The following is a 24,208-nucleotide window of genomic DNA, read 5'->3' as shown; positions in this document are numbered from 1 at the left end:
GGCGGTTGGCGTCCCGGGGCTTTCACACCCCGGGACGCTTCCGTCAGATCTCTTCGACGCTGCTGACGCCCTCGTTCGGGCGCCGCGACAGGTCGATACCGAGTTCCTCCGCGGCCCGGAAGACCTCGTCGTCCGTCTCGCGCATCTCGAGGGCCACACCGTCGCTGGAGAGCACCTCGACGTTCAGGCACAGCGACTGGAGTTCCTTGAGAAGCACCTTGAAGGACTCGGGGATTCCCGGCTCCGGGATGTTCTCGCCCTTGACGATGGCCTCGTAGACCTTCACGCGACCGAGGACGTCGTCGGACTTGATGGTGAGCAGTTCCTGCAGCGCGTATGCGGCGCCGTAGGCCTGCATCGCCCAGCACTCCATCTCGCCGAACCGCTGGCCACCGAACTGCGCCTTACCACCCAGCGGCTGCTGCGTGATCATCGAGTACGGGCCGGTCGACCGAGCGTGAATCTTGTCGTCGACCAGGTGGTTCAGCTTGAGGATGTACACGTAGCCGACCGAGACGGGGTCAGGCAGCGGCTCGCCGGAACGACCGTCGAACAGCTGCGCCTTGCCGTCACCGTTGACCAGCCGCTTACCGTCGCGGTTGACCAGCGTCGACTCTAGGAGACCCTTGATCTCCTCTTCCTGCGCACCGTCGAAGACGGGGGTCGCGACGTTCGAGTCCTTGGGGGACTCGTGCGCCTCGATCGCGCGCAGCTGGCGCTTCCACTCGGTGTCGTCGCCCTCGACCTCCCAGCCGGTCTTGGCGATCCACCCGAGGTGGGTCTCCAGAACCTGGCCGATGTTCATACGCGAGGGCACACCGAGCGGGTTGAGCACGATGTCGACCGGGGTGCCGTCCTCGAGGAACGGCATGTCCTCGACCGGCAGGATCTTGGAGATGACGCCCTTGTTGCCGTGGCGGCCCGCGAGCTTGTCACCGTCCTGGATCTTGCGCTTCTGGGCCACGTAGACCCGGACGAGCTCGTTCACGCCCGGGGGCAGCTCGTCGCCGTCCTCACGCGAGAACGTGCGGACGCCGATGACCGTGCCGGTCTCACCGTGCGGCACCTTCAGCGAGGTGTCCCGGACTTCCCGGGCCTTCTCACCGAAGATCGCGCGGAGCAGGCGCTCCTCGGGGGTCAGCTCGGTCTCGCCCTTGGGCGTGACCTTGCCGACCAGGATGTCGCCGGGGACGACCTCGGCACCGATCCGGATGATGCCCCGCTCGTCCAGGTCGGCGAGCATTTCCTCGCTGACGTTGGGGATGTCGCGGGTGATCTCCTCCGGGCCGAGCTTGGTGTCCCGGGCGTCGACCTCGTGCTCCTCGATGTGGATCGAGGTGAGGACGTCCTGCTGCACGAGGCGCTGCGACAGGATGATCGCGTCCTCGTAGTTGTGGCCCTCCCAGCACATGAACGCGACGAGCAGGTTGCGGCCGAGGGCCATCTCCCCCTCGTCGGTGCACGGGCCGTCGGCGATGACCTGGCCGGCTTCGACCCGGTCACCCTCGAACACGACCGGCTTCTGGTTGACGCAGGAGCCGGCGTTGGAGCGGCGGAACTTGTGCAGCAGGTACGTGCGGCGGTGGCCGTCGTCCTGGTGGACCGTGACGTAGTCGGCGCACAGGTCTTCGACCACTCCGCCGACCTCGGCCACGACCACGTCACCGGCGTCGACCGCGGCGCGGTACTCCATGCCGGTGCCGACCAGCGGCGACTCCGCCTTGACCAGCGGCACGGCCTGACGCTGCATGTTCGCACCCATGAGGGCGCGGTTGGCGTCGTCGTGCTCGAGGAACGGAATCATCGCGGTCGCGACCGACGTCATCTGACGCGGCGACACGTCCATGTAGTCGACCTCGGTGCCGGGCACGTAGTCGACCTCACCGCCCTTCCGGCGGACCAGGACGCGGTCGTCGGCGAAGGTGCCGTCACTCTTCAGCGTGGCGTTCGCCTGCGCCTTGATGTAACGGTCTTCCTCGTCGGCCGTGAGGTAGTGCACCTCGTCGGTGACGACACCGGCCTCGACCTTGCGGTACGGGGTCTCGATGAAGCCGAACGGGTTGACCCGCGCGAACGTCGAGAGCGCGCCGATCAGACCGATGTTCGGGCCCTCGGGCGTCTCGATCGGGCACATCCGGCCGTAGTGGGACGGGTGCACGTCGCGGACCTCGAAGCCGGCCCGCTCACGGGACAGACCACCCGGGCCGAGCGCCGACAGGCGGCGACGGTGGGTCAGACCCGCGAGCGGGTTGGTCTGGTCCATGAACTGCGACAGCTGCGACGTACCGAAGAACTCCTTGATCGCCGCCACCACGGGACGGATGTTGATCAGGGTCTGCGGCGTGATCGCCTCGACGTCCTGGGTCGTCATGCGCTCGCGGACGACGCGCTCCATCCGGGACAGGCCGACGCGGACCTGGTTCTGGATGAGCTCGCCGACCGTACGCAGGCGGCGGTTGCCGAAGTGGTCGATGTCGTCGGCCTCGTAGCCCTCTTCACCGGCGTGCAGCCGGGCGAGGTACTCGACGGTCTTGACGATGTCTTCCTCGGTCAACGTGCCGCGGACGATCGGAACGTCGATGTCCAGCTTCTTGTTGAACTTGTAACGGCCGACCTTGGCGACGTCGTACCTCTTCGGGTTGAAGAAGAGGTTGTCGAGCAGGGTCTGCGCGTTCTCCCGGGTCGGGGGCTCGCCAGGGCGGAGCTTGCGGTAGATGTCGAGCAGGGCCTCGTCCTGCCCGGCGATGTGGTCCTTCTCGAGGGTGGTCATGAGCAGTTCGGACCACCCGAACCGCTCGCGGATCTGGTCGGCCGACCAGCCGATCGCCTTGAGCAGGACGGTGACGGCCTGCCGGCGCTTGCGGTCGATCCGGACACCCACGGTGTCGCGCTTGTCGATGTCGAACTCCAGCCAGGCACCCCGGCTGGGGATGACCTTGACGCTGGAGAGGTCGCGGTCGGAGGTCTTGTCCGGCTCCTTGGTGAAGTACACGCCCGGCGAACGGACGAGCTGGCTCACCACGACGCGCTCCGTGCCGTTGATGACGAACGTCCCCTTGGGGGTCATCATCGGGAAGTCACCCATGAACACGGTCTGGCTCTTGATCTCGCCAGTCGTGTTGTTGGTGAACTCCGCGGTCACGAACAGCGGCGCGCAGTAGGTCAGATCCTTCTCTTTGCACTCCTCGATCGAGGCCTTGACCTCGTCGAATCGGGGTGACGAGAAGGACAGCGACATGGTGCCGGAGAAGTCCTCAATGGGACTGATCTCTTCGAGGATCTCTGCGAGGCCCGAGTGGGCGTGCGGGTCGTCCGTCGACCGGGCCTGCCAAGCCTCGTTCCCGACCAGCCAGTCGAAGGACTCCGTCTGGAGGGCAAGGAGGTTGGGGACCTCAAGTTGCTCGGTGATCCTGCCGAAAGAGACACGGCGGGGTGCGTAAGCGCTCGACGTACGGCTGGTCTTCGCAGGGCGGGAAGCTGCCAAGATGCGTCCTTCCGAGGACCGGTGCTGCTGATGCGGCTGCAGCTGCGGTATGCAACTGTCTGCGTGCACTCTGACGAGCCCCCAGGAATTCATCCGGATGGATGTCCCGACAGGGCTCAAGACAGAAGGCAGCGCAAACTAGCAGTGTAGCCGCTCGGCTAACCGCTGTCCAGCCCACACCTGAGGGGGCCTGCGGAACGTGTCCCCGCCGGCCTCTGACCTGCGCATCTCTAGGTCAGAACCGTCGTGCGGGGCCGCTCGGAACGCGGCAACTCTCCCTCTGGTGCCTAGCCACAGGACCCGGCCGAAACCGGTGTGCCCGCGGGGCGGCTGTCGCAAGCGCGGAAACTTGCTGCTGTCAGCGTGCCTGTCAGGGGACACACAGTCAAGGCCTGCGGCGCGGGTCGACTTCTCACCGTCGCCCACCCGGCGCGCTCTAGCGACCATACTCCACGGCTTGCCCGATTGGCCCCGCTTTGTACGTCGGGAGCCGGACAGCCGGCATCAATGCTCTGACCTGGGACGACAGGGGAAAGATACAAATGGCGGGAACCCCGTCACGGGGTCCCCGCCATTCGCAAGAGAAAGCAGTGGAGCGTTAGATCACTTGAGGGTGACCTTGGCGCCTTCGCCCTCGAGCTTGGCCTTGGCGGCCTCGGCCTTCTCCTTGTTGACACCCTCGAGGATCGCCTTGGGGGCGGACTCGACGGCGTCCTTGGCCTCCTTGAGGCCCAGGCCGGTCAGCTCACGCACGACCTTGATGACCTGGATCTTCTTGCCACCGTCGGCCTCGAGGACGACGTCGAACGAGTCCTTCTCGGCCTCGGCCTCGGGGGCAGCGCCGCCGCCACCGGGGGCAGCCGCGACGGCAACCGGGGCAGCCGCCTTGACGTCGAAGACGTCCTCGAACTGCTTCACGAACTCCGACAGCTCGATGAGCGTCATTTCCTTGAACGCGTCGAGCAGCTCGTCGGTGCTGAGCTTCGCCATATCTGGCAACCTTTCCTAGCTTCTTATGAAAAGTCGTACTGGTGCGCGGTGGCTCAGGCCTCCGCGGGACCGTCCTTCTCGCGCTTCTCCTGAAGAGCGGCCGCGAGGCGTGCCACCTGGGCCAGCGGGGCCTGGAACGTGCCCACGGCCTTGGCCAGGTTGCCCTTCATGGCGCCGGCCAGCTTGGCCAGCAGAACCTCACGCGACTCGAGGTCAGCGATCTTGTTGACGTCATCCGCCGAGATCGCCTTGCCCTCGAAAACACCGCCCTTGATGACCAGGACGGGGTTGGCCTTGGCGAAAGCCCGAAGGCCCTTGGCCGCCTCGACCGGGTCGCCGCTGATGAAAGCGAGCGCGGTAGGACCGGCAAACAGGTTGTCGAGGCCCTCGATGCCCGCGTCAGTTGCGGCACGCTTCGCCAGGGTGTTCTTCGACACCGCGTACTTGGTGTCGCTACCCAGCGAACGGCGCAGCTCGGTGAGCTGCTTGACCGTGAGACCGCGGTACTCGGTCAGCACGGTGGCCGACGAGTTGCGGAAATCGTCCGTCAGCTCAGCAACGGCGCTGGCCTTGTCGGCCCGGACCGGCTTGTCCGCCATGTCCCTCCTCTCTCAGTGCTCGAACCGCTGGTCGAGAGTGAAGGAGGAGCAAAATGAGAAACGCCCCGGCGCAGGGCGCACGGGGCGGGATCGGCCTGAATGGTCAAGGCGCAGTCACGAACCGTTCTCCCCTGCGCGGGCCGCCCGCATTGTGCGGGACCTTCGACCGTGGCTAAGGGGCAGCCACGGCGACCAGCGGTCTATGGGTGGAACTTCGATTCGCAAGAGTACGCGACGGTGCTGCAACCGCCAAATCGGCCGGGTCACGTGCCCAACCCACCCGACCGGGGGGCCTCCACCCTAAACAGTGGGGCGGTTGTGTCGGCCGGGTTATCCACAGGGCGTCGGGTTGTCCACAGGGTGCGGTGACCGGGGCTGCGGTAGCTGGCAGGCTGCGGGGCTATGAACGAGAGCGGCGGAGCTGGGCGTATCCGAGCAGGGCGGCGGCGCACCAGAGCGCGGCCCAGCCGGTGAGCAGAGCCAGTGCGGGTGCGCCGGGCAGCTCCCGGCCGCTGAGAGCCCGCGCGGTGGCCATGACCGGCGGGACCAGCCACGGGGCGACCGAGCCCTGCAGGCCCAGCACCACGACCAGGACGGCGGCGGTGACCAGCACGGCGACGCCGTTGCGGACGCCCCGGGTCACGGCGCGGCTGGCCAGAGCGCCCACGGCGATGGCGGGCGGGACGGCGAGCAGGTGGGCCAGGACGCCCAGCGCGACGCCGGGACCGAGCGCCTTGGTGGTGTCGATGCCGTTGAACAGCCAGGGGGCGCCCATGGCCAGGGCGCAGACGACCAGCGCGAGCACGGCGGCGGCGAGCAGGCCGGCGGTGGCCTCGGTGCGGGCGCCGACCGCGACCCTCGCCAGGCGGCGCTGCACGTCGGGCTCGGTGTCCAGCAGGAGCTTGGTCTGCCAGGCCAGCACCGGGAACAGGGCGGCCGCCGAGTAGCCGTAGGCCACCGCCGCCGGGGACGCTCCCCCGCCGTAAATGACGCCGAGGACGACCAGAACGGCGATGGCAGGCGGCAGCATCCGGCCGCCGCGCAGGAAACCGGCGAGGCGCATGCGGATCAGGGGACTCATCCGCGCTCCCATGAGCCGTCGGCGGCCTTGCGGGCGTTCGCCCCGCCCGGGGTGATAGATGCCGTCGGGCCCGGGACGGGCTCGGTGCGGTTGGGGGCGGAGACGTCGCGTACGGAAGAAACAGCGTGACCCTGAGCTCTCAGCCGGACCACCGTCTCGTCCACGGCGGCGCGCGGCACGGTGATCTCGATGACGACCTGGTCGTGCGCGGGTGGCGGAGGCGGCTCGGCGGGCGCGAGAGTGCCCTCGGCGACCTGCCAGTGGATGGCCCCGGGCAGATGGGCGGTCTCGCCGCGATGGTCGCTGAGCAGCACCATGCCGCCGGCCGCGGTCACCTCGGCGACGATCTCGGGGACGAGGGTGCGCGCGACCGCGTCGAGACCCTCCCACGGCTCATCGAGAATGAGCAGGCCGGGGCGGGCGATCAGGGCCTGGGCCAGACCGACCTTCTGCGCGGTGCCCTTCGAGAGATCGCTGAGCCGGGTGCCGGTGTGCGCGGTGAGCAGCAACCGCTCGATCCACTGGTCGGCCTCGCCCGGATCGTGGCCTCGTAGCTCGGCCATGCGGTGCAGATAGTCGCCCGCGGTGAACGGCTGGTCGGCCGGGAATCGCTCGGGCACCCAGCCCACGATCGGCGGGCGGTCGCGCACGACGCCGCGGGACGGACGCAGGACGCCGGCGGCGAGCTGCAGGAGCGTGGACTTGCCGGCGCCGTTGCGGCCCAGCACCACGACCGTCTGGCCGGGCTCGACCGCGGCATCGACCTCTCGCAGCGTCCAGTCGGCGCGGCGGCCGTAGCGGAACCACACTCCGTCGAAACGCACGACGGAACCTTGCCATACAAAAAGCCCCCGGGGTGTCCCCCGGGGGCCTTGCGAAAACCGATCAGGCCTCGGTGCTGGTCAGGCCCTTGACCACGTTCGGGTCGACCGGCACGCCGGGGCCCATGGTGGTGGTGACGGTGACCTTCCTGAGGTACTTGCCCTTGGCCGCGGACGGCTTGGCCCGCAGCACCTCGTCGAGCACGGCGCCGTAGTTCTCGACGAGCTGCTGCTCGCTGAACGACGCCTTGCCGATGATCAGGTGCAGGTTCGAGTGCTTGTCGACCCGGAAGGTGATCTTGCCGCCCTTGATCTCGTTGACCGCCTTGGTGACGTCCATGGTCACCGTGCCGGTCTTCGGGTTGGGCATGAGACCACGCGGGCCGAGGATGCGGGCGATGCGACCGATCTTGGCCATCTGGTCGGGCGTGGCGATGGCGGCGTCGAAGTCGAGCCAGCCACCCTGGATGCGGGCGACGAGCTCGTCGGTGCCGACCTCGTCGGCGCCGGCCGCGACGGCCTCTTCGGCCTTGGCGCCCTGGGCGAAGACGATGACGCGGGCGGTCTTGCCGGTGCCGTGCGGCAGGTTGACCGTGCCGCGAACCATCTGGTCGGCCTTACGCGGGTCGACGCCCAGACGCATGGCGACCTCGACGGTGGCGTCGAACTTGGTCGGGCTGGCCTCCTTGGCCAGCTTGACCGCCTCGGCGGGCTCGTAGAGCTTGTTGGCGTCGATCGTCTCGGCGCCCTTGCGGTAGCCCTTGCTGCGCTGCATGTTCACTTACTCCTGTGGTAGATGGCGGGCCCGTCTTGGTTTACCGGGCCCTCCCACTGACGTGCTTGTCAGATCTTGGCGACCTGGTTGAAGTTCAGCTCCACCGGCGTCTCACGGCCGAAGATGGAGACCAGAACCTTCAACTTCTGCTGGTCGGCATTAATTTCGCTGATCGAGGCGGGCAGCGAGGCGAACGCGCCGTCGGTCACCGTGACCGAGTCGCCGACCTCGAAGTCGAGCACCTTGATCTCGGGCTTGGCCTTCTTCTCCTCCTGCTCGACGGCCGGTGCCAGCCACTTCAGCACCTCGTCGAGCGAGAGCGGGGCCGGCCGGTCGACCCGGTCGGTCGCGCCCACGAAGCCGGTCACACCGGGCGTGTTGCGCACGCAGGAGTAGGACTCGGGCGACAGGTCCATGCGGACCAGGATGTAGCCCGGGAAGACCTTGTTGTTGACCTGGACGCGCTTGCCGCCCTTGACCTCGACCTCTTCGCGGGTCGGGACCTCGACCTGGAAGATGAAATCCTCCATGTCGAGGCTCGTGATGCGGGTCTCGAGGTTGGTCTTGACCTTGTTCTCGTAACCCGCGTAGGAGTGCACGACGTACCAGTCGCCCGGCGCGTAGCGCAGCTTCTGCCGAAGCTCCTGTACCGGGTCGTAGTCGGGGTCGTCCTCGGGGTTCACCGTGGCGACCGGGGCCGGCTCCTCGACGGTCTCCTCGGCCTCGACCTCCAGCGAATCAGCGGCCTCGACCGACTCGTCGGTGTCCGCCGTGGCCACCGACGACTGCTCGTCGGTCACCTTCGCGGTCTCGTCGTCGTACTCAGGCACGCTCGCTCACTTCCAGCTATGTCTTCTCGGGGGCGGCGTCAGCCGCCGAACGCCCAGAGGATGGCCTTGCCCAGGCCCAGGTCCAGCAGGCCGACGATCGTGGTCATGACCGCCACGAAGACGATCACGATCGTCGTGTAGGTCAGCAGTTCCTTGCGCGTGGGCCAGATGACCTTACGCAGTTCGCTGACGACCTCACGGAAGAAACCACCGATGCGACCGAAGAAGCCGGTCCGGCGGACCTCCTTCTTCGGCTTGGCCGACCGCTCGGCGAGGGCGGTTCCGCCGCGGCCTACCGGCTCATCGGCGTCGGTCGCGTCGTTGTCGTCCTCGACGGCTTCGTCGAACACCTCGTCGTCGGCAGGGTCGCCGGCGTCACCGGGTCGGTTCCTGTCGGCCATGGCGCCCTACTTCCGTCATCGGTGGGGGTCCCCTGTCGGCGCTCACCGGCGGCGGAGGTCGTGCGGACCGCGCACCGGGCGGGCACGTCTAGGAGGATTGCGCAGGGGTGACAGGACTTGAACCTGCAGCCTGCGGTTTTGGAGACCGCTGCTCTGCCAATTGAGCTACACCCCTATGTGAAGCCACACCCCATTATCGGGGGAGCCCCACGGCGCACCAGTGTACGGGTTCACACCAGGTTCGCCCAACCCGGCCCCGACTCAGCGTTTCCGGATCGTCGCCGTCGCCATCGAGAGGACCTTTTCGCCCTGGCAGGTGGCGGTCAGCGCGAGTTTCGTGTGGCCCTCGTCGGTGGTTCCCTTGACCGTGCCGGTGACGACCACCTCGGTGCCCTCGTCGGTGTCGGGAACCGGCACCGGGCGGGAGAACCGCACGCTGTATTCCACGACCGCGTCGGGGGCGCCGGCCCACGCGGTGACCGCCCGGCCGACCAGGGCCATGGTGAACATGCCGTGCGCGATGACGCCGGGCAGGCCCACGCTCTGGGCGACCCGGTCACTCCAGTGGATGAAGTTGAAATCGCCCGAGGCGCCGGCGTAGCGCACCAGGTCGGCCCGGGTGATCCGGAAGGTCTGCGGCTCCAGCTCGTCGCTCATCAGTGCTCTCCCCGCTGCACGAGCTTGGACCACACGGTGACGACCGGCTCGCCCTCGGCCGTGGAGACCTCGGTGCGGGTGGTCAGGAAGTCGTGCCCGCCGCGCGAGGTGATGTCGTCGACCGAGTTGACGCAGACCAGCGCGTCGCCGGCCACGACCGGGCGGGTGTACGCGAACTTCTGGTCGCCGTGCACGACGCGGCTGTAGTCCAGGCCCAGCGCCGGGTCGTCGATGATCTGCCGGCTGGACGTCATCGTGATCACGACCGGGAAGGTGGGCGGGGCGACGACGTCGGCGTAGCCGATCGCGCGGGCCGCCTCGGGGTCGTGATATTCCGCGTCGGTGGCGCCGATGGCCCGGGCGAACTCCCGGATCTTTTCGCGACCGACCAGGTAGGGCTCGGTGGGTGGCCAACTGCGGCCGATGAAGGACTGGTCCAGGGGCATGCTCTAGAAACTACTGCCCCGGAAACGACTCTGCGCCGCCCGGTACTCGACCGGACGGCGCAGGTGTTGTCTTAAAGGTCAGCGGGTCTCGCGGTGCAGGGTGTGCTTGCCATCGCGCGGGCAGAACTTCTTCAGCTCGACCCGGTCGGGGTCGTTACGCCGGTTCTTCCGGGTGATGTAGTTCCGGTCCTTGCACTCCGTGCACGCCAAAGTGATCTTCGGACGGACGTCGGTCGCCTTGGCCACGACGGGTTGCCTTCCTGCTAACGGGGTTTAAACGACGCTCCAGACTACTTCGTCAGGACGCCGACATGCAAAGTGGGACCCCGGCTGGGATCCCCTCTTGCAAAGTAGCGGTGGCCGGACTTGAACCGGCGACACAGCGATTATGAGCCGCTTGCTCTGCCATCTGAGCTACACCGCCGAGCCAGGCTCAAGTCCAGCGCCTGTGGCGGGAACGAACCCGGTAGAGCCCCCTTACGGAATCGAACCGTAGACCTTCTCCTTACCATGGAGACGCTCTGCCGACTGAGCTAAGGGGGCCTGCGCGCGATCGCTCGCTTGCTGCGCAGTCGAAAGCTTACACGGCCCGGGCAGGGGGGTGAAATCGACTCCCCCAAACCCGCATTCGCGCAGGTCAGATCACGGCTCGGAGCCTGCGGACCTCGCCCGCCGGAGTGGTCGCCGGCTCGGTCTGAGCGCTGAACCAGGCCTCGAGACGCTCGTAGGGCAACGGCCGGCTGAACAGATAGCCCTGACCGATCTCGCAGCCCATCTCTTCGAGCAGGTCGAGGGTGAGCTCGCTCTCGACACCCTCGGCGACCACGGTCAGGCCGAACTCACGGGCCAGGCTGATCACGGCCCGCACGATCGCCAGGTCGCCGGTGTCGGTCGCCATGCCCTGCACGAAGCTGTCGTCGATCTTCACCTCGTGCACCGGCCACTGACGCAGATAGGACAGTGAGGACGCGCCGGTGCCGAAGTCGTCGACGCTCAGCCGCACCCCGAGGTCGCGCAGCCGATAGAGGGTGGGCAGCACGCGCTCGATGTCGCCGAGCATGCCCGGCTCGGAGATCTCGAAGGTCACCTGGGCCGGGGCCACGCCGTACTGCTCGAGCAGCGACGCCACCTGATCGGGGAAGCGCGAGTCGAGCAGCGTACGCACCGAGAGGTTGACCGCGATCGACAGCGGACGTTCCTGGTCGGCCCACTCACGGCACCGCCGCAGGCCCTGCGTCAGGACCACCTCGGTCAGACGGGAGAGCTGTCCGGTGTGCTCGGCCACGGCCACGAAGTCTTCCGGCGACACCTCGCCTTGGGCCGGGTGCTGCCAGCGGGCCAGGCACTCCACGCCGACCAGATGGCGGTCGGTCAGCGTCACCTTGGGCTGGAAGTAGACGTCGAGGGCGCCGTTGTCGAGGGCCGTGCGCAGATCGGCCGCAATGCCGAGGCGGCGGACGGCGCGGGACTCGAGGGCGGGGTGGAAGAGCTGGACGCCGTACGGGAGCACCTTGGCCGAATTGGCGGCGAGCTCGGCCCGTTGGAGCAACGTCTCGGGGTCACCGCCGTGGTCGGGATAGACCGCCACACCGACCGCGGTGTCGACGTCGAGGGTGAGCGTGCCCACGGTCATCGCGCCGCGCATCTGCTCGCGCATCTCGGTGGCCATCTGCACGGTCGCGTCGGTGCTCTCGGCCCGCAGGGTCACCACGAACTCGTCGCCACCGATGCGGCCGACCAGCGCGCCCGGGCCGGCGATGGCCCGCAGCCGCTCGGCCACCTCGGCCAGCAGCTTGTCGCCGGCGGCGTGGCCCATCGACTCGTTCACGTCGCGCTGGCCGTCGACGTCGAACAGCATGACTGCGACAACCTCGTCCTCGGCCCGCACCTTGACCGACTCGGCCAGCGCGTCGGTGAGGCGGCGGCGGTTGGGCAGCGCGGTCAGGCGGTCGTGGTACGCGTCGTAGAGCAGCCGGTCGACCAGGCGCCCGTTCTCGACGGCGGCCGCGGCGTGCGCGGCGATCGTCTCGAGCACCTGGATGTCGGCGGCCCGGAAGGAACGCGTGTCACCGAGCCGGTTGACCACCTCGAGCGTGCCGATCGTGGTCTGCCCCGACCGCAGCGGGACGATCAGGATGTCTTTGATCTTCGCCGCGCGCAGCGGCTTCCGCAGCTCCTGCGTGTCGGGGAAACTCGGTCCGATGGCCAGGGTGCCGCCGTCGGCGACGGCCTGCTCGCGAATCGAGGCCGGGGCCGGGGAGAGATCGAGCAGGCCCTTGTTCTCGACGCGGGCGGTGAGCAGCACCTCGGGGTGCCTGTCCTGCGGGGCGAGCCAGAGCGTGGCGTATTCCGACCGCATCAGCGACTGCACCCGGCTCAGCAGCGCGTCGGGCAGGCCCGAGTCGGCCGCCACCGCGCGGACCGCCTTGGTGAGCTCGTAGACCTCGGCCAGGGTGCGGTGCTGCCGGAAGAACTCGGCGAACGACCGCAACATGAGGATGAGCGCGGCGACCAGCACGGCCAGGGGCACGGCCGACCAGTAGGTGGCGTCGAGCGCGACCAGGAAGACCAGGCCGATCACCGTGTTGATGCTCGCGACGATCAGCACCGAGACGCCGCTGCGCAGAACGTCCTGACCGGCCCGGAAGCCCTGGACGACGCTCATCACACCGGCGACGGACGCCACATCGACCGCCGTGTAGACCAGCAGCGCGGCCGCGAGAATGAGCCAGGTGCGCGGGTCGCGGCCGTCGAACCGCGGGAACGCGGCGATGACCAGCAAGGCCAGCGAGATGCCGGTCGAGCTCTTGGCGACGTTGAACCACAGCTTGGACGGTGTGATCACCGCGGACCGGATCAGCTGGGTCACCAGGGTGCCGACGGCGACAACGCAGATCACCATCGGCGGCGGCAGGTAATACAGCACCAGGACGAAGGGAACCTCGACCAGAACGATGCTGTATGTACTACGCCGGATAACTACATTGAAGACACCGACATAGACCAGGCAGACGCCGGCGAGCGACAGCAGACCGTAAGGCCATTTGCCGATCCATCCCGGGTCATTGGCCCAGAAGACGGCGAAGCAGGAAAGAGTGAAGACGGCCAGCGGGCCGGTGATGAGCCAGGCGTACTGCGCGGAACGCGACCGCACTCGTAGACGCTCGGCCATCGCGCTCCTCGTCGATATCGGCGCTCGTGACCTGCCGGTCAGCGGGCGTGGACCCCTAATCCCACTCGATGCCGAGGCTGGACTGAACCGGCCCCGAATTGGCGCTGCGTGCCGCAGCCGCATTGCTTTCAGTGGCATCGTGAGCAGAGACCGCAGCGACGCCCCCGAAGGCGGCGGCGAGCACGAAAACCAAGCCGGCGAGGCGGCCCAGCTTCCTTGCGAACATGTTTCACTCCTGCGGTTTTTGAACGCGCTCCGGTGGGGGGTTCCATGATGGTGCCACACGTGTTGTGCGACTGGCAGTGTCCGACGCCGGGTCGAAACCGCACATGAGGAAATCCTGACCGAACGGCTGAGCGACGCCCCCCACGGTTACGCGCAAAATTGACAACTTTACGTCCGAAATAACCGGAGAAGTGAGGGCAATTCGCCTCTCAGGCGCCCCTTGACCTTGCCTTACGCCGTGGCAGCCGGCCGGTCGGTCGCGCTGTATTGCGACCACGAACCGGGATAGAGACGCCCCGGAGCGAAACCGGCCCGTTCCAGGGCCAGCAGGTTGTGACAGGCGGTGACGCCGGAGCCGCAATAGGAGACAACCTCGGCGCCATCGGTGACCCCGGCCGCGGTGAACCGCTCACGCAGCACCTCGGGCGGAAGGAAACGACCGCCGACGTCGACATTTTCCCGGCACGGAACGCTGCGGGCGCCCGGAATGTGGCCGGGGCGCGGATCGATCGGCTCGGACTCGCCGCGGAACCGCTCGGGCTGGCGCGCGTCGATCACCACGAAGTCGCTCGAGGTGGCGTCGTCCAGACCGGCCAGGCGCTCGGCCGGCCACGGGCGCGTCACCCGGGCCGCGACCGGGCGCTCCGGCACGGCGGTTTCCAGTTCCTTTTCCCCGTACGCGTCCAGGCCGCCGTCGAGAAGTGCCGCGTCCTGCCCGAGCGCGCGCAGCATCCAGACCAGCCGGGCCGCCATCACGCCACCCGCGTCGTCGTACGCGATCACGGTGTCGTCGTCGCCGATGCCCAGCGCGGACATCCGCTCGGCGAAGTGCGCCGGGTCGGGCAGCGGGTGCCGGCCGTCGGCGGACGTGGGCGGGGCGGCCAGATCGGCGTCGAGGTCGACGAACACGGCACCGGGCAGGTGACCCCGCGCGTACGCGTCGGCGCCCTTACGCCCGTCGAGGTAGGCGCGCACGTCGGCGAGGATCACCCGATCGCGCCGGCGACGGACCCACTCGGCGCTGACGACCGGCTCGATCACCCTCGGAACTCCCTATCGATTGACGGGCCTCTGCCGGGCCCGCGGCCGGAACCGCACCAGGGCCACCGCCGCCATGATCATGGCAAGCACGGTGATCGTGGTGGTGACGACGGGACTGTTGATACCCGTGGCGATCACCACCAGGCCCAGCGAGGTGCCGAAGAGAAAGTGGTAGAAACCGGCGTCGCGGACCGAACGGAAGGCCCGGGAGGTCGGCGTCGGAGCCCGGCCGGTCACCAGGATGACCAGGCCGAACACCGCCAGCCCGGCCCCGGCCAGGCCGCCGGCCAGCATCGTCCAAGCACTGGTGCTCATGGCCCCAGTCTGGGGCCATGAGCCGCCCGGATCAGCGGTAATTGGTGAACTGGAGGGCGACGCCGAAGTCCTCGGCCTTGAGCAGCGCGATGACGGCCTGCAGATCGTCGCGCTTCTTGCCGGTCACCCGCAGCTGGTCACCCTGGATCTGGGCCTGCACACCCTTGGGGCCCTCGTCGCGGATCTTCTTGCTGATCGCCTTGGCCTTGTCGGTCTCGATGCCCTCGATGACCTTGCAGTCGATCTTGTAGGTCTTGCCGGACTGCCGGGGCTCCCCCGCGTCGAGCGACTTGAGCGAGATGTTCCGCTTGACGAGCTTCTCCTTGAAGACGTCGAGCGCGGCCGAGGCCCGCTCCTCGGTCTCCGAGGTGATGGTGATCCCGTTCTCCCCCGATTTGGCGACGGTCGTGCCCGTGCCCCGGAAGTCGAAGCGGGTGCCGAGCTCCTTCTCCGCCTGGTGGAACGCGTTGTCGACCTCCTGCTGATCGACCTTGCTCACGATGTCGAAGGACGGGCTGGCTGCCATGATCAGACTCCTGCGGCTGGCTTTCGGCGGGATGAACGGGAGCCGTCGACCGGCCCCCGACATGCCGACCGTACCCGGTTGCGAATCCGGTCCGCGGTACGGCTAAGCTGTTCTCCGCTGCCACGGGAAACTGTGGTGGTGTGCCCAGGCGGGTTGCCCGAGCGGCCAATGGGAGCGGACTGTAAATCCGTCGCGAAAGCTTCGAAGGTTCGAATCCTTCACCCGCCACAGGCAGACAGAAAGGCCCTCGACTTCGGTCGGGGGCCTTTTGCGTTTCCGCCATTCGGTTAGATGACCGGCATGACCTTGCCGACTACTGATGAGCTCGCCACCCCGGATGGGCGGGTGCTTCGCTATTGCCTGTACGGGCCCGCGGACGGGGTCCCGGTGATCTTTCACAGTGGCTCGCCCAGCTGTCGATGGAAGCGGCCCGATCTGATCGGTGTGATGGAGCGCAGCCGGCTGCGCCTGCTCGTTTACGACCGGCCCGGCTACGGCGGGTCGACGCGGCAGCCCGGACGGTCGGTGGCCGACGCCGCTGCGGACACGCGGGCGCTGGCCGACGCGTACGGGTGGGGAAGGTTTGGGGTCTTCGGGGGTTCGGGCGGTGGCCCGCATGCCTTGGCGACCGCCGCCCTGCTCGGTGACCGGGTCGCTCGGTGCGCTGTGCTGTCGGGGATCATGCCGCGGCCGCCGGCCCCGCCGGAGGAACAGGTGCGCTCCAGCGTCACGCGAAACGGCGCGGGGGTCATGGAGAAGATCGCGGCGGGCGGGCCCGAGGTGCCGTGGGTGCCGGGACCTCCGGCCCGCGACGATCCGGATGCGGTGGCCCGGCTGCGGGCTACGTTCGTGGAGAGCATCGACGGATGGGTGGACGACACCCTCGCCTTCGGGCGGCCGTGGGGCTTCGACCCGGGTGCGATCGCCGTGCCGGTGGGCAGTTGGCGGGGCTCGGACGACACCGCTGTGCCGGCTGAGGACGAGGCGTGGATCCGGGCGAGTGTTCCGGGAGCGCGTGGATACGAATACTCCGGCGGGCACATCCCGGGCGTGGATACGTACGGGGAAATCTTCGGGTGGCTGGCGCTCAGTCAACTCACAGCTCACGATGGATGAAACCGCAGGCCAGCGACGTTCCATAGGTACGTGACCACAACCCGGTCACATGTCTAAGGAGTCCTGTTGCACAGCCATCACAACGGCCTCAAGACGGCCGCTCTGCTGGGTCTGCTGACCGCCCTCATCCTGGGTGCCGGCTACTGGCTCGGTGGCAGTGGCGGTCTGGTCTTCGCCGTTCTCATCTCGCTGGCGATGAACGCCGGCACCTACTTCTTCTCCGACAAGCTGGCCCTGCGGGCGATGCGCGCGCAGCCGGTCAGCGAGGCGCAGTTCCCCGAACTCCACCAGATGGTGCGGGAGCTCTCGCAGACCGCGGGGCAGCCGATGCCGCGGCTCTACGTGTCGCCGACGCTGCAGCCGAACGCGTTCGCGACCGGCCGCAACCCGCAGCACGCGGCGGTGGCCGTGACCGAGGGGATCGTGCGCCTGCTCAGTCCGCGTGAGTTGCGGGCCGTGATCGGGCACGAGCTGTCGCACGTCTACAACCGCGACATCTTGATCTCGAGCGTGGCCGGGGCGCTGGCCGGCATCATCACGATGTTCGCCCAGCTGGCGATCTTCCTGCCGCTCGGCGGGTCGGACGACGACGACAGCCCGAACCCGGCCGCCCTGCTGCTGATGCTGATCCTCGGCCCGCTCGCCGCCAGTGTCATCCAGCTGGCGATCAGCCGTAACCGGGAGTTCCAGGCGGACGCCGACGGTGCCACCCTGACCCGCGACCCGCTGGCCCTGGCCGGCGCCCTGGAAAAGATCCACTACGGGGCTCAGCGGATGCCGTTGCCGGCCGACAACCGGCTCACCAGCGCCGCCCACCTGATGATCGCCAACCCGTTCCGGGGTGGCGGCCTGGCCAAGCTGTTCTCCACCCACCCGCCGATGGAGGAGCGCGTCGCCCGCCTGCGCCAGCAGGCCGGTGCGATCCAGTACGCACGCTGACCTTTCCTCCGCACGAGGGGTCGCCCGAGAAGGGCGGCCCCTCGCTGTGTTTCCCGACACCACACCTCATATTGCGGATGTGTTGCGAGGCCTCCGGCCGTTAAGGTCCGGGTGGCCTGATCGGTCGTTACACAGCACACGAGGAGGACGGGAAAGTGACCGCGTTGCGTCAGTATCTGAGCGTTTGGCATCTGCCGGGCGGACGGGTCCTGCTGAGCGTAGGAGTACTCGCCCGTCTCGGGATCGGCATGACCCCGCTGGCCCTGCTGCTGCTCGTGCAGGCCTCGACCGGCAGCTATGCCGCGGCCGGCCTCGCCGGTGGCGTCTACGCCCTGGCCGGCGCGGCGCTGAGCCCGGTCGCGGGCCGGCTCGCCGACCGCATCGGCCCGGCGCCGATCCTCACCGCGACCGCCGTGCTGCACCCGCTCGCCCTGGTCGCACTGGTGCTGATCAGCCGGGGCGGTTCGGCGGCGCTGCCGTGGATCTTCGTGGCCGCGGCCCTGGCCGGTGCCACCTATCCGCCGCTCACCGCGGCCATCCGGCGGGCCTGGACCGACATGACCGAGCCGGGCGGCGGCCGGCACCACCTGCGCGGTGCCGCCATCGCCGCCGAGACCTCCCTGTTCGAGTTGGTCTTCGTGCTCGGCCCGATGCTCGTGGCGGCCTTCGTGGTGGTCACCAGCCCAGCCACGGCGCTGCTGGGAGCCGCGGTGGCGACGTTCGCCGGCACCCTGTGGATCTCACGGCTGCCGGTCATGCGGCAACCGCACCGGCCCGAGCACGACGCGGCGGCCCGCGGTCTGGGGCCGCTGAAGGTGTCCGGCTTCCCGGCCCTGCTGGTGTGCGTGATCGCGCTCGGCATCGGGTTCGGTGCGGCCGGCGTCATCGTCCCGGCCTACGCGAGCCAGCACGGCGGCGGAGACGGCCTGGGCGGCGTCCTGCTCGGCATCTGGGGTGTCGGCAGCGCGATCGGCGGGATCTGGTTCGGCACCCGGCGGCCCGCGATGGAGCTGCCCCGGCAGTTCGCGTGGCTGCTCGGCGCGGTCTCCACCAGCTTCCTGGTGCTGGCCTTCATGCCGAGCCCGCTCTGGCTGGGCGTGGCGCTGGTGCTCGGGGGTGCGGTCATCGCCCCGGCGCTGACCGTGGAGACCAATCTGGTCGGTCGGCTGTCGCCGCCGGCGATGCTGAACGAGGCGTACACCTGGGTCGTCACCGTCTCGGTGGCCGGCAGTGCCGCCGGTGGCGCGGTGGCCGGAGCCATCGTGGACCAGCCGGGTGGACTCGGGTGGGCGTTCGCGTTCGCGTCGGCCGTGCTGATGGTGGCCGCGCTGGTCGCGGCCGTGCCGCACGGTTCGATCGCCCGGGCCGACCGGCGGGCCACCGACCGTCTGCGCGAGGCACTCAGCCAATAGGGGAATTTCCCTCTGCCGGGCGCTGGGGACGCTCCGATAGCCTGACCCGATCGACGGGGGTGCGAAGGAGCGTCTGATGGCGAAAGAGGTCCGGGCCGACATCGAGACGATGCGGGCCGCCGACGCCGACCGGCAGAAGGTCGCCGAGCAGCTCAAGACGGCCCTCGACGAGGGTCGTCTCACGCTGCACGAGTACGACGAACGGACGGCGCTCGCCTATTCGTCGAAGACGTACCAGGAACTGCTGATGCTCCTGACCGACCTGCCCCGGCCGGGGCAGAGCGCGACTGAGGTGCGGGCCCGCCGCGACGCCGAGCGGCGCCGCGCGGCCCGCCGGCTACCGACCGCGATGCTCGTGCTGTGGACCATCTGGGCCTCGCTGACGGTGGTCAACCTGGTCGTCTGGGGCCTGGTCGTGGTCGGCAGCGACTCGGGCGTCTACCCCTGGCCGGTGTGGATGCTCGTGCCGGGGGCGGCGCTGGCCGCGACCACGGTCGGCGTCCAGCTCATCCGGAACCGCGCTTAGCTTGAGTTTTAACCTGTGCGGCGGGGCCGCGGGGTGGTCGGGGTCTTCTTTTTGGTGGTGTTGCTGGGGCGGTTTGTTCTGGTGACGATGTGGACGTCGTGGCGGGTGGCTGGTCGGTTGTTGGGGCGTCCGGGTGGTCGTCCTGGTCCTGGTCGGGTGGGTTTCGGTGCGCTGGTGGGAGTGCCGGTTTGTGTGTGCAGGTGCCGAAACCCTCTTCGGACGCGGGCCGGGGTGAGGCGTTCGGGTGGGGCGGGGCGTTCCCAGGGCCGGCGTAGGTCAGCGACCAGTGTTCGAGCGAGGCGGAGCTGGGTGTAGGCGGCTAGCAGCAGCCAGGTCCACCGGTCGGCGGTGGCGGGGTCGCGTAGTTTCGGGCTGGTCCAGCCGAGGGTTTGTTTGAGCATGCGGAAGGTGTGCTCGACGTCGAAGCGGCGCAGGAAGGCTTGCCAGAGCAGGTCGACGGTGTTGCTGTTGGCGGCGGGGATCGAGGACCACAGCCAGACCGGTTTCGCGGTCGCGCCCGATGGCAGCCGTTCGACGCGTAGCAGGACGACGGTGCCCTCGATGACCGGCAGGACACCGGCATGACCGATCCACGCGGTGCGATGGGTCAGGCGGGGGTGTAGCCGTTGCCAGGCCAGCACACTCGCCGTGCCGTAGAGCCGGGTCGTGGCGGTGATGCTGGTGTCCGGGCTGCCCCAGCTGGTGGGGTCGCCGAAGATGAACTCACCGCCGTGGCGTTTCGTGCGGCCCATCGTGCCGGGTTCGCGGGGCGGTGCGGCCCGTCGCAGAACCCGGTCCGACCGCATCCGGACCAGCACGTTCACGGGCAGATCTTGCAGCAGTAGCGCCAGCCGGGGACCGTCGTAGCCGGCATCCGCGACGATCCAGATATCGGGCTCGCCGGGCTGCCACTGCCCGGCGAGGATCAGCCGCTCGACGACCTCACGCAGCTGCCCGGCGGTCACCGTGGCGGCGTCGTCAACGGGCGCCAGGCGGCGGGCGTCCAGCGGGGCCGTCCACGAATGCCGTCCTGATTCCAACGCGACCACCACCGAATAGGGCCAGCCTGGAACACCGACGTGGGAGTCTTTCGCCCGGCCGTAGGTGTGACACAGCACCCGCTGCGGCGACGTGTGGGCTCCGGACGCAGCCAGCACGTCACGTCCACGGCCAGGACGACCCGGCCGTCCGCGGCCCGCGGGACCGGCACCGCGGCCACCGCGGTCCGCAACCGGTCGATATCGACCCGGCCGCGGTTCAACCCCGCATACATCGCGCCGTGACCACGCCGATGCTGTCCCGCCAGGGACAACTCAGCCAGCGAACGCACCGGTGTATCCCCGCACAACACAGCGTCTACCAGCTCGAACAACGCATCACGGCGTGCGGTCAGACAACGGTGGAACTCGGCCCGGAACTCGGCCAGACGCCCGAAAGCACCAGCCGGATCCACGTCAGGCACACTGATCATCAGGCAGCCCTTGATTCGGTTTTCTTCCCTCGACAAGAAGATGATCAATCAAGGGCTGCCCTCATGATCAACCGGGGTCGATACCACCCAGCCACACGTTAAAACTCAAGTTAGGGAAACAGTGCCCGGTCGACGACCGGGGCGAGCGCGTGGGCGTATGCCAGCGTCATGTGGCTGTCGTCCTTGTAGACCAGGGTGTTGCCGACGATGACCGGGCACCTGGTGTCGTCGCAGAACCACGGGGTCGGATCGATCACCCGGATGCCGGCCGCGCCGGCTGCCTCGGCCACCAGCTCGCGCTTGTCCTTCTCCTCGATCGCGTTGGCCACCGGGCGGTCGCACTTCGACAGGAAGCGGGCGTTGACCGCCGCGCACTCCGGGGCGTCGCTCGCGGGCCACGGCGTGTCCTGGAGCAGGACCTTCGGGATGCCGTCGAGCTTGGCCCAGGTCTGCTTCCAGCGCTCGACCCAGACCGGGTTGTCTTCGGTGCCGGTGACGCCCAGGTTGCGCCCGTCGGCCTGGATGATGCCGCCGTTGTCGAGGTCGTTGGAGGCCATCACGACCAGGTCGGGCTTGTCGGCCGCGACCCGCTCGAGGATCTGGTCACGCCAGGTCACGCACTCGGTGTAGGGCCGTTTGAGCGCCGGGTTGAAGGTCAGCACCTCGGGCAGCTGGCAGGACGCCTTGGTCAGCGCGACCAGTCGCCAGCCGTGGTTCTTGGCGACGTCGTCGACGGCCGGGAACCAGTGGGCGGCGTGCGAGTCGCCGATCAGATACATCGTCCGGGTGCCGGCCGGATCGCCGTACACACAATCCTTGTTCTGCCTGGTCTGGGTGTAGTTGAAGTGGCACTGGTCGCGGTAGATCTGCGGGCTCTGATCACCCGCCTCCGGCACCTTGGGCGTCAGATTGCCGGGCAGCACCGTGCCCCGGGTCGACGCGGTGATCAGCTCGGTCAGGCGGGCCTGCGGGTCGGCCGCGTTGGCCAGCTCGGCCTGGGTGTTCGGGGCCGACGGTCCGGACGGCAGCGGGGGCGTGTACTGGCTCACGAAGAGCGCGAACCCGGCGGCCGAGGCGGACAGGATGAGACCCAGGCTCAGACCCCGGCGGGCCCGGCCGCGCAGCCACGGCCGCATCCGGATCGGGTTTTCCACCAGGTGGTAGGTGACCCAGGCCAGGGCGAGCGCGGCGACGGCGAACATCAGGTTGGTCTTGACGCTCGCGGTTCGCGACAGTGCGGCCGGCCAGATCATCAGGACCGGCCAGTGCCACAGATACCAGCCGTAGGAGAGCTTGCCGATGAAGCGGAACGGGCCGGTGCCGATCAGCGTGCCCGCGCCCCAGCCGGCCGCGCTGGTGCCACCGGCGATCACGGCGGCGGTGCCGAGCACGGGCAGAAGGGCAACGTAGCCGGGGAACGCGGTCGACTTGTCGAAGGTGACGGCTGCGGCGACGACGGCCACCAGACCGCCCCACGTGAGCATGGCGGCAAGTGCTTTCGGCGTACGGCGTAGGAAGCCCCCGGACACCGCTACGAGCGCCCCGATGCCCAGCTCCCAGGCCCGGGTGTGCGACCCGAAGTAGGCCCACGGCGCCGCGCCGGCTGTCTGCTGGACGCTGACCACGAGCGAGACCACGACCAGGAGGCTCAGCGCGACCATGGCCCGGCGGTTGGCCCGGCGCCCCGACCAGACGGCGAGCAGCAGCAGCGGCCAGATCAGATAGAACTGCTCCTCGACCGCGAGCGACCACAGGTGCTGCAGCGGCGAGGGCGCGGCGGTGGCGTTGAGATAGTCGGTTCCCTCGTACGCGAGACGCCAGTTGATGCCGTAGAACGTGCTGTACAGGGCGTCCAGCGAGATCGACTTGAACCGGGTGGCGGGCAGCCAGAACCACGCCGCGACCACGGTGGCGACCAGCACCACGGCCGAGACGGGCAGGAGCCGGACCGCGCGCCGGGCATAGAAGCCGCGCAGCGAGATCGTGCCGGTCTTGCCGAGTTCCTTGAGCAGCAGCGTCGTGATCAGGAAGCCGGAGATGACGAAGAAGACGTCCACGCCGACGTAGCCGCCGGCGAACGCGCCGACCCCCACGTGGCTGAGCACGACCAGCACGACCGCGATGGCTCGCAGGCCCTCGATGTCGGGCCGGAACCCGATGTGCGGCCCCTCGGCTTTCGGGCTCGCCGGAGCCGGCCGGTGGCGCTGACCGTCCGGATTCGAGGACGGCGGCCGCTGGCCGACGATCGGGGCTTGGACTGAATAATTCATGGTCGCCGCACCAAAGTACTCAGGAGCCGGGGAGAGTTCGACTCGAACGGGTCGCGCTAGGGTCGAAATGTGACCTTGATCGAACGTGTGCCACTGTCCGTTCTTGACCTGGCCACCGTGCGTGCCGGGCACTCCAGCACGGACGCTTTGCTGGGCACGATCGCCGTGGCACGGGCGGCCGACGATCTGGGCTACCGCCGGTTCTGGGTAGCTGAGCACCACAACATGCCCGCCGTCGCGTCGACGAACCCTCCCGTCCTGATCGCGTCGGTGGCCGCACAAACCAGAACGATTCGGGTCGGATCGGGTGGCGTCATGCTGCCCAATCACATGCCGTTCGTGGTAGCCGAGCAGTTCGCCATGCTCGAGGCCCTCCACCCCGGACGCATCGACCTCGGTATCGGGCGCGCGCCCGGAACTGATCAGATGACGGCGGCCGCCCTGCGGGGCGTCTCGCCCTATCTGACGGTCGAACAGTTCCCCGACCACCTGCGCGCGGTGCTGGCCCTTCTCGGCGACGACCGGATCGACGCCGGCCCGACCGCCCGGCTGCGCGCCACACCCGCGCCGGAGAGCTTCCCCGAGGTGTGGATGCTCGGCTCCTCGACCTACGGAGCTCAGGTCGCGGCCGCGCTCGGACTGCCGTTCTGTTACGCGTATCACTTCGCGATGGGCTCCGACGTGGACCGCGCCCTCGAGCTCTACCGGTCCGGTTTCCAGCCGTCGCCACGGTTCCCCGAGCCCTACCCGATGGTCAGCGCCTCGGTGATCGCCGCCGCGACGACCGAGGAGGCCATCTACCTGGCCGGGCCGTCCCGGGTCATGGTGCAGAGCCTGCGGACCGGTCGCCTCGGTCCGATCGTCTCGCCCGAGGAGGCGGCCGACCTCGACCCGGAGCTGCCCGGCACGCAGTACGCCGGCACCGCCGAGGAGGTCGTGGCCGGACTCGACGACCTGATCGAGCGCACCGGAGCCCGCGAACTGATGCTGGCCGGCACGGTCTACGACCCGGCGACCAGGCAGGACACTCTTGCCCGAATAGCGAAGGCGTGGGGCATGTAGGGCCTTCGCTCCACGTAGGGCCTTTGCTCCGCGCGGGGTCGCGCGATCA

Annotated in this window: 22 protein-coding genes, 4 tRNA genes and 1 pseudogene; 6 read left to right on the top strand and 21 right to left on the bottom strand. The window is 68.7% G+C overall.

Translation table 11 applies throughout. The features are described from left to right. Positions 1-43: 43 nt before the first annotated feature. From rpoB to KOI35_RS34385, 19 genes are all read right to left on the bottom strand, one after another. Positions 44-3,484 carry a DNA-directed RNA polymerase subunit beta gene (rpoB, locus tag KOI35_RS34475; protein WP_215792889.1) on the bottom strand — a complete coding sequence of 1,147 codons (3,441 nt, stop codon included), beginning with the start codon at positions 3,482-3,484 and terminating at the stop codon, positions 44-46. A gap of 603 nt (positions 3,485-4,087) precedes the next feature. Beyond that, positions 4,088-4,474, bottom strand: a complete 387-nt coding sequence (gene rplL / locus KOI35_RS34470; protein ID WP_215792888.1) for a 50S ribosomal protein L7/L12 — start codon at positions 4,472-4,474, stop codon at positions 4,088-4,090. A 53-nt stretch (positions 4,475-4,527) separates the two neighbouring features. Further along, complete coding sequence (gene rplJ / locus KOI35_RS34465) at positions 4,528-5,073, bottom strand: 50S ribosomal protein L10 (RefSeq protein WP_215792887.1); 546 nt, start codon at positions 5,071-5,073, stop codon at positions 4,528-4,530. A 400-nt stretch (positions 5,074-5,473) separates the two neighbouring features. Further along, positions 5,474-6,154: a hypothetical protein gene (locus tag KOI35_RS34460; protein ID WP_215792886.1), complete on the bottom strand. Its 681-nt coding sequence runs from the start codon at positions 6,152-6,154 to the stop codon at positions 5,474-5,476. After that, complete coding sequence (locus tag KOI35_RS34455; protein WP_215792885.1) at positions 6,151-6,978, bottom strand: ATP-binding cassette domain-containing protein; 828 nt, start codon at positions 6,976-6,978, stop codon at positions 6,151-6,153. Before KOI35_RS34455 ends, KOI35_RS34460 begins: the two co-directional genes overlap by 4 nt. 61 nt (positions 6,979-7,039) lie before the next feature. Beyond that, positions 7,040-7,750, bottom strand: coding sequence for a 50S ribosomal protein L1 (gene rplA, locus KOI35_RS34450; RefSeq protein WP_215792884.1), 711 nt, complete (start codon positions 7,748-7,750; stop codon positions 7,040-7,042). Between the two features lie 68 nt (positions 7,751-7,818). After that, positions 7,819-8,580 (bottom strand): transcription termination/antitermination protein NusG, encoded by a 762-nt coding sequence (gene nusG, locus KOI35_RS34445; RefSeq protein ID WP_215792883.1) that lies wholly within the window; start codon positions 8,578-8,580, stop codon positions 7,819-7,821. A 38-nt stretch (positions 8,581-8,618) separates the two neighbouring features. Further along, complete coding sequence (secE, locus tag KOI35_RS34440) at positions 8,619-8,981, bottom strand: preprotein translocase subunit SecE (protein ID WP_215792882.1); 363 nt, start codon at positions 8,979-8,981, stop codon at positions 8,619-8,621. A 102-nt stretch (positions 8,982-9,083) separates the two neighbouring features. After that, a tRNA-Trp gene (locus KOI35_RS34435) sits at positions 9,084-9,156 on the bottom strand. Between the two features lie 86 nt (positions 9,157-9,242). Further along, positions 9,243-9,638, bottom strand: coding sequence for a MaoC family dehydratase (locus KOI35_RS34430; RefSeq protein ID WP_215792881.1), 396 nt, complete (start codon positions 9,636-9,638; stop codon positions 9,243-9,245). After that, entirely contained in the window at positions 9,638-10,084 is a 447-nt protein-coding gene (locus KOI35_RS34425) for a MaoC family dehydratase N-terminal domain-containing protein (RefSeq protein WP_215792880.1), read from the bottom strand. The genes KOI35_RS34430 and KOI35_RS34425 overlap by 1 nt, the downstream gene beginning before the upstream one ends. Positions 10,085-10,162: 78 nt before the next feature. After that, complete coding sequence (gene rpmG, locus KOI35_RS34420; protein WP_133873242.1) at positions 10,163-10,330, bottom strand: 50S ribosomal protein L33; 168 nt, start codon at positions 10,328-10,330, stop codon at positions 10,163-10,165. 105 nt (positions 10,331-10,435) lie between these two features. Next, positions 10,436-10,508, bottom strand: a tRNA-Met gene (locus KOI35_RS34415). A gap of 46 nt (positions 10,509-10,554) precedes the next feature. Further along, positions 10,555-10,627 (bottom strand) — tRNA-Thr (locus tag KOI35_RS34410). Positions 10,628-10,721: 94 nt separating this feature from the next. After that, complete coding sequence (locus KOI35_RS34405; RefSeq protein ID WP_215792879.1) at positions 10,722-13,256, bottom strand: putative bifunctional diguanylate cyclase/phosphodiesterase; 2,535 nt, start codon at positions 13,254-13,256, stop codon at positions 10,722-10,724. Between the two features lie 55 nt (positions 13,257-13,311). After that, positions 13,312-13,482 (bottom strand): hypothetical protein, encoded by a 171-nt coding sequence (locus KOI35_RS34400; protein ID WP_215792878.1) that lies wholly within the window; start codon positions 13,480-13,482, stop codon positions 13,312-13,314. Positions 13,483-13,712: 230 nt separating this feature from the next. Continuing rightward, positions 13,713-14,522: a sulfurtransferase gene (locus tag KOI35_RS49120; protein ID WP_215792877.1), complete on the bottom strand. Its 810-nt coding sequence runs from the start codon at positions 14,520-14,522 to the stop codon at positions 13,713-13,715. Positions 14,523-14,534: 12 nt separating this feature from the next. Beyond that, entirely contained in the window at positions 14,535-14,837 is a 303-nt protein-coding gene (locus KOI35_RS34390; protein ID WP_215792876.1) for a hypothetical protein, read from the bottom strand. A gap of 31 nt (positions 14,838-14,868) precedes the next feature. Then, on the bottom strand, positions 14,869-15,363 hold the full coding sequence (locus KOI35_RS34385; RefSeq protein WP_215792875.1) for a YajQ family cyclic di-GMP-binding protein: 495 nt from the start codon (positions 15,361-15,363) through the stop codon (positions 14,869-14,871). Between the two features lie 147 nt (positions 15,364-15,510). Between KOI35_RS34385 and KOI35_RS34380 the strand changes: the two genes are divergently transcribed. From KOI35_RS34380 to KOI35_RS34360, 5 genes are all read left to right on the top strand, one after another. Beyond that, positions 15,511-15,591 (top strand) — tRNA-Tyr (locus tag KOI35_RS34380). 63 nt (positions 15,592-15,654) lie between these two features. Continuing rightward, entirely contained in the window at positions 15,655-16,479 is an 825-nt protein-coding gene (locus KOI35_RS34375; protein WP_308121280.1) for an alpha/beta fold hydrolase, read from the top strand. 66 nt (positions 16,480-16,545) lie between these two features. Then, on the top strand, positions 16,546-17,418 hold the full coding sequence (gene htpX, locus KOI35_RS34370) for a zinc metalloprotease HtpX (RefSeq protein ID WP_215792873.1): 873 nt from the start codon (positions 16,546-16,548) through the stop codon (positions 17,416-17,418). Positions 17,419-17,573: 155 nt separating this feature from the next. Next, complete coding sequence (locus KOI35_RS34365; RefSeq protein ID WP_215792872.1) at positions 17,574-18,830, top strand: MFS transporter; 1,257 nt, start codon at positions 17,574-17,576, stop codon at positions 18,828-18,830. Between the two features lie 76 nt (positions 18,831-18,906). Then, positions 18,907-19,356: a DUF1707 SHOCT-like domain-containing protein gene (locus KOI35_RS34360; protein WP_246614241.1), complete on the top strand. Its 450-nt coding sequence runs from the start codon at positions 18,907-18,909 to the stop codon at positions 19,354-19,356. Positions 19,357-19,364: 8 nt separating this feature from the next. On the opposite strand, the pseudogene KOI35_RS34355 reads toward KOI35_RS34360, so the two are convergent. Continuing rightward, positions 19,365-20,827 (bottom strand): annotated as a pseudogene (locus tag KOI35_RS34355) (NF041680 family putative transposase). A gap of 110 nt (positions 20,828-20,937) precedes the next feature. Further along, positions 20,938-23,097: an acyltransferase family protein gene (locus KOI35_RS34350; protein WP_215792871.1), complete on the bottom strand. Its 2,160-nt coding sequence runs from the start codon at positions 23,095-23,097 to the stop codon at positions 20,938-20,940. Between the two features lie 78 nt (positions 23,098-23,175). Between KOI35_RS34350 and KOI35_RS34345 the strand changes: the two genes are divergently transcribed. Next, a complete protein-coding gene (locus tag KOI35_RS34345; protein ID WP_215793099.1) occupies positions 23,176-24,159 on the top strand; it encodes an LLM class flavin-dependent oxidoreductase in 984 nt (327 codons plus the stop codon). Positions 24,160-24,208 lie beyond the last annotated feature (49 nt).

The organism is Paractinoplanes bogorensis, assembly GCF_018829635.1.
Lineage (GTDB): Bacteria > Actinomycetota > Actinomycetes > Mycobacteriales > Micromonosporaceae > Actinoplanes > Actinoplanes bogorensis.
Note: the sequence above shows the minus strand (reverse complement) of the source record. Positions and strands in the feature narration are given on the sequence as shown.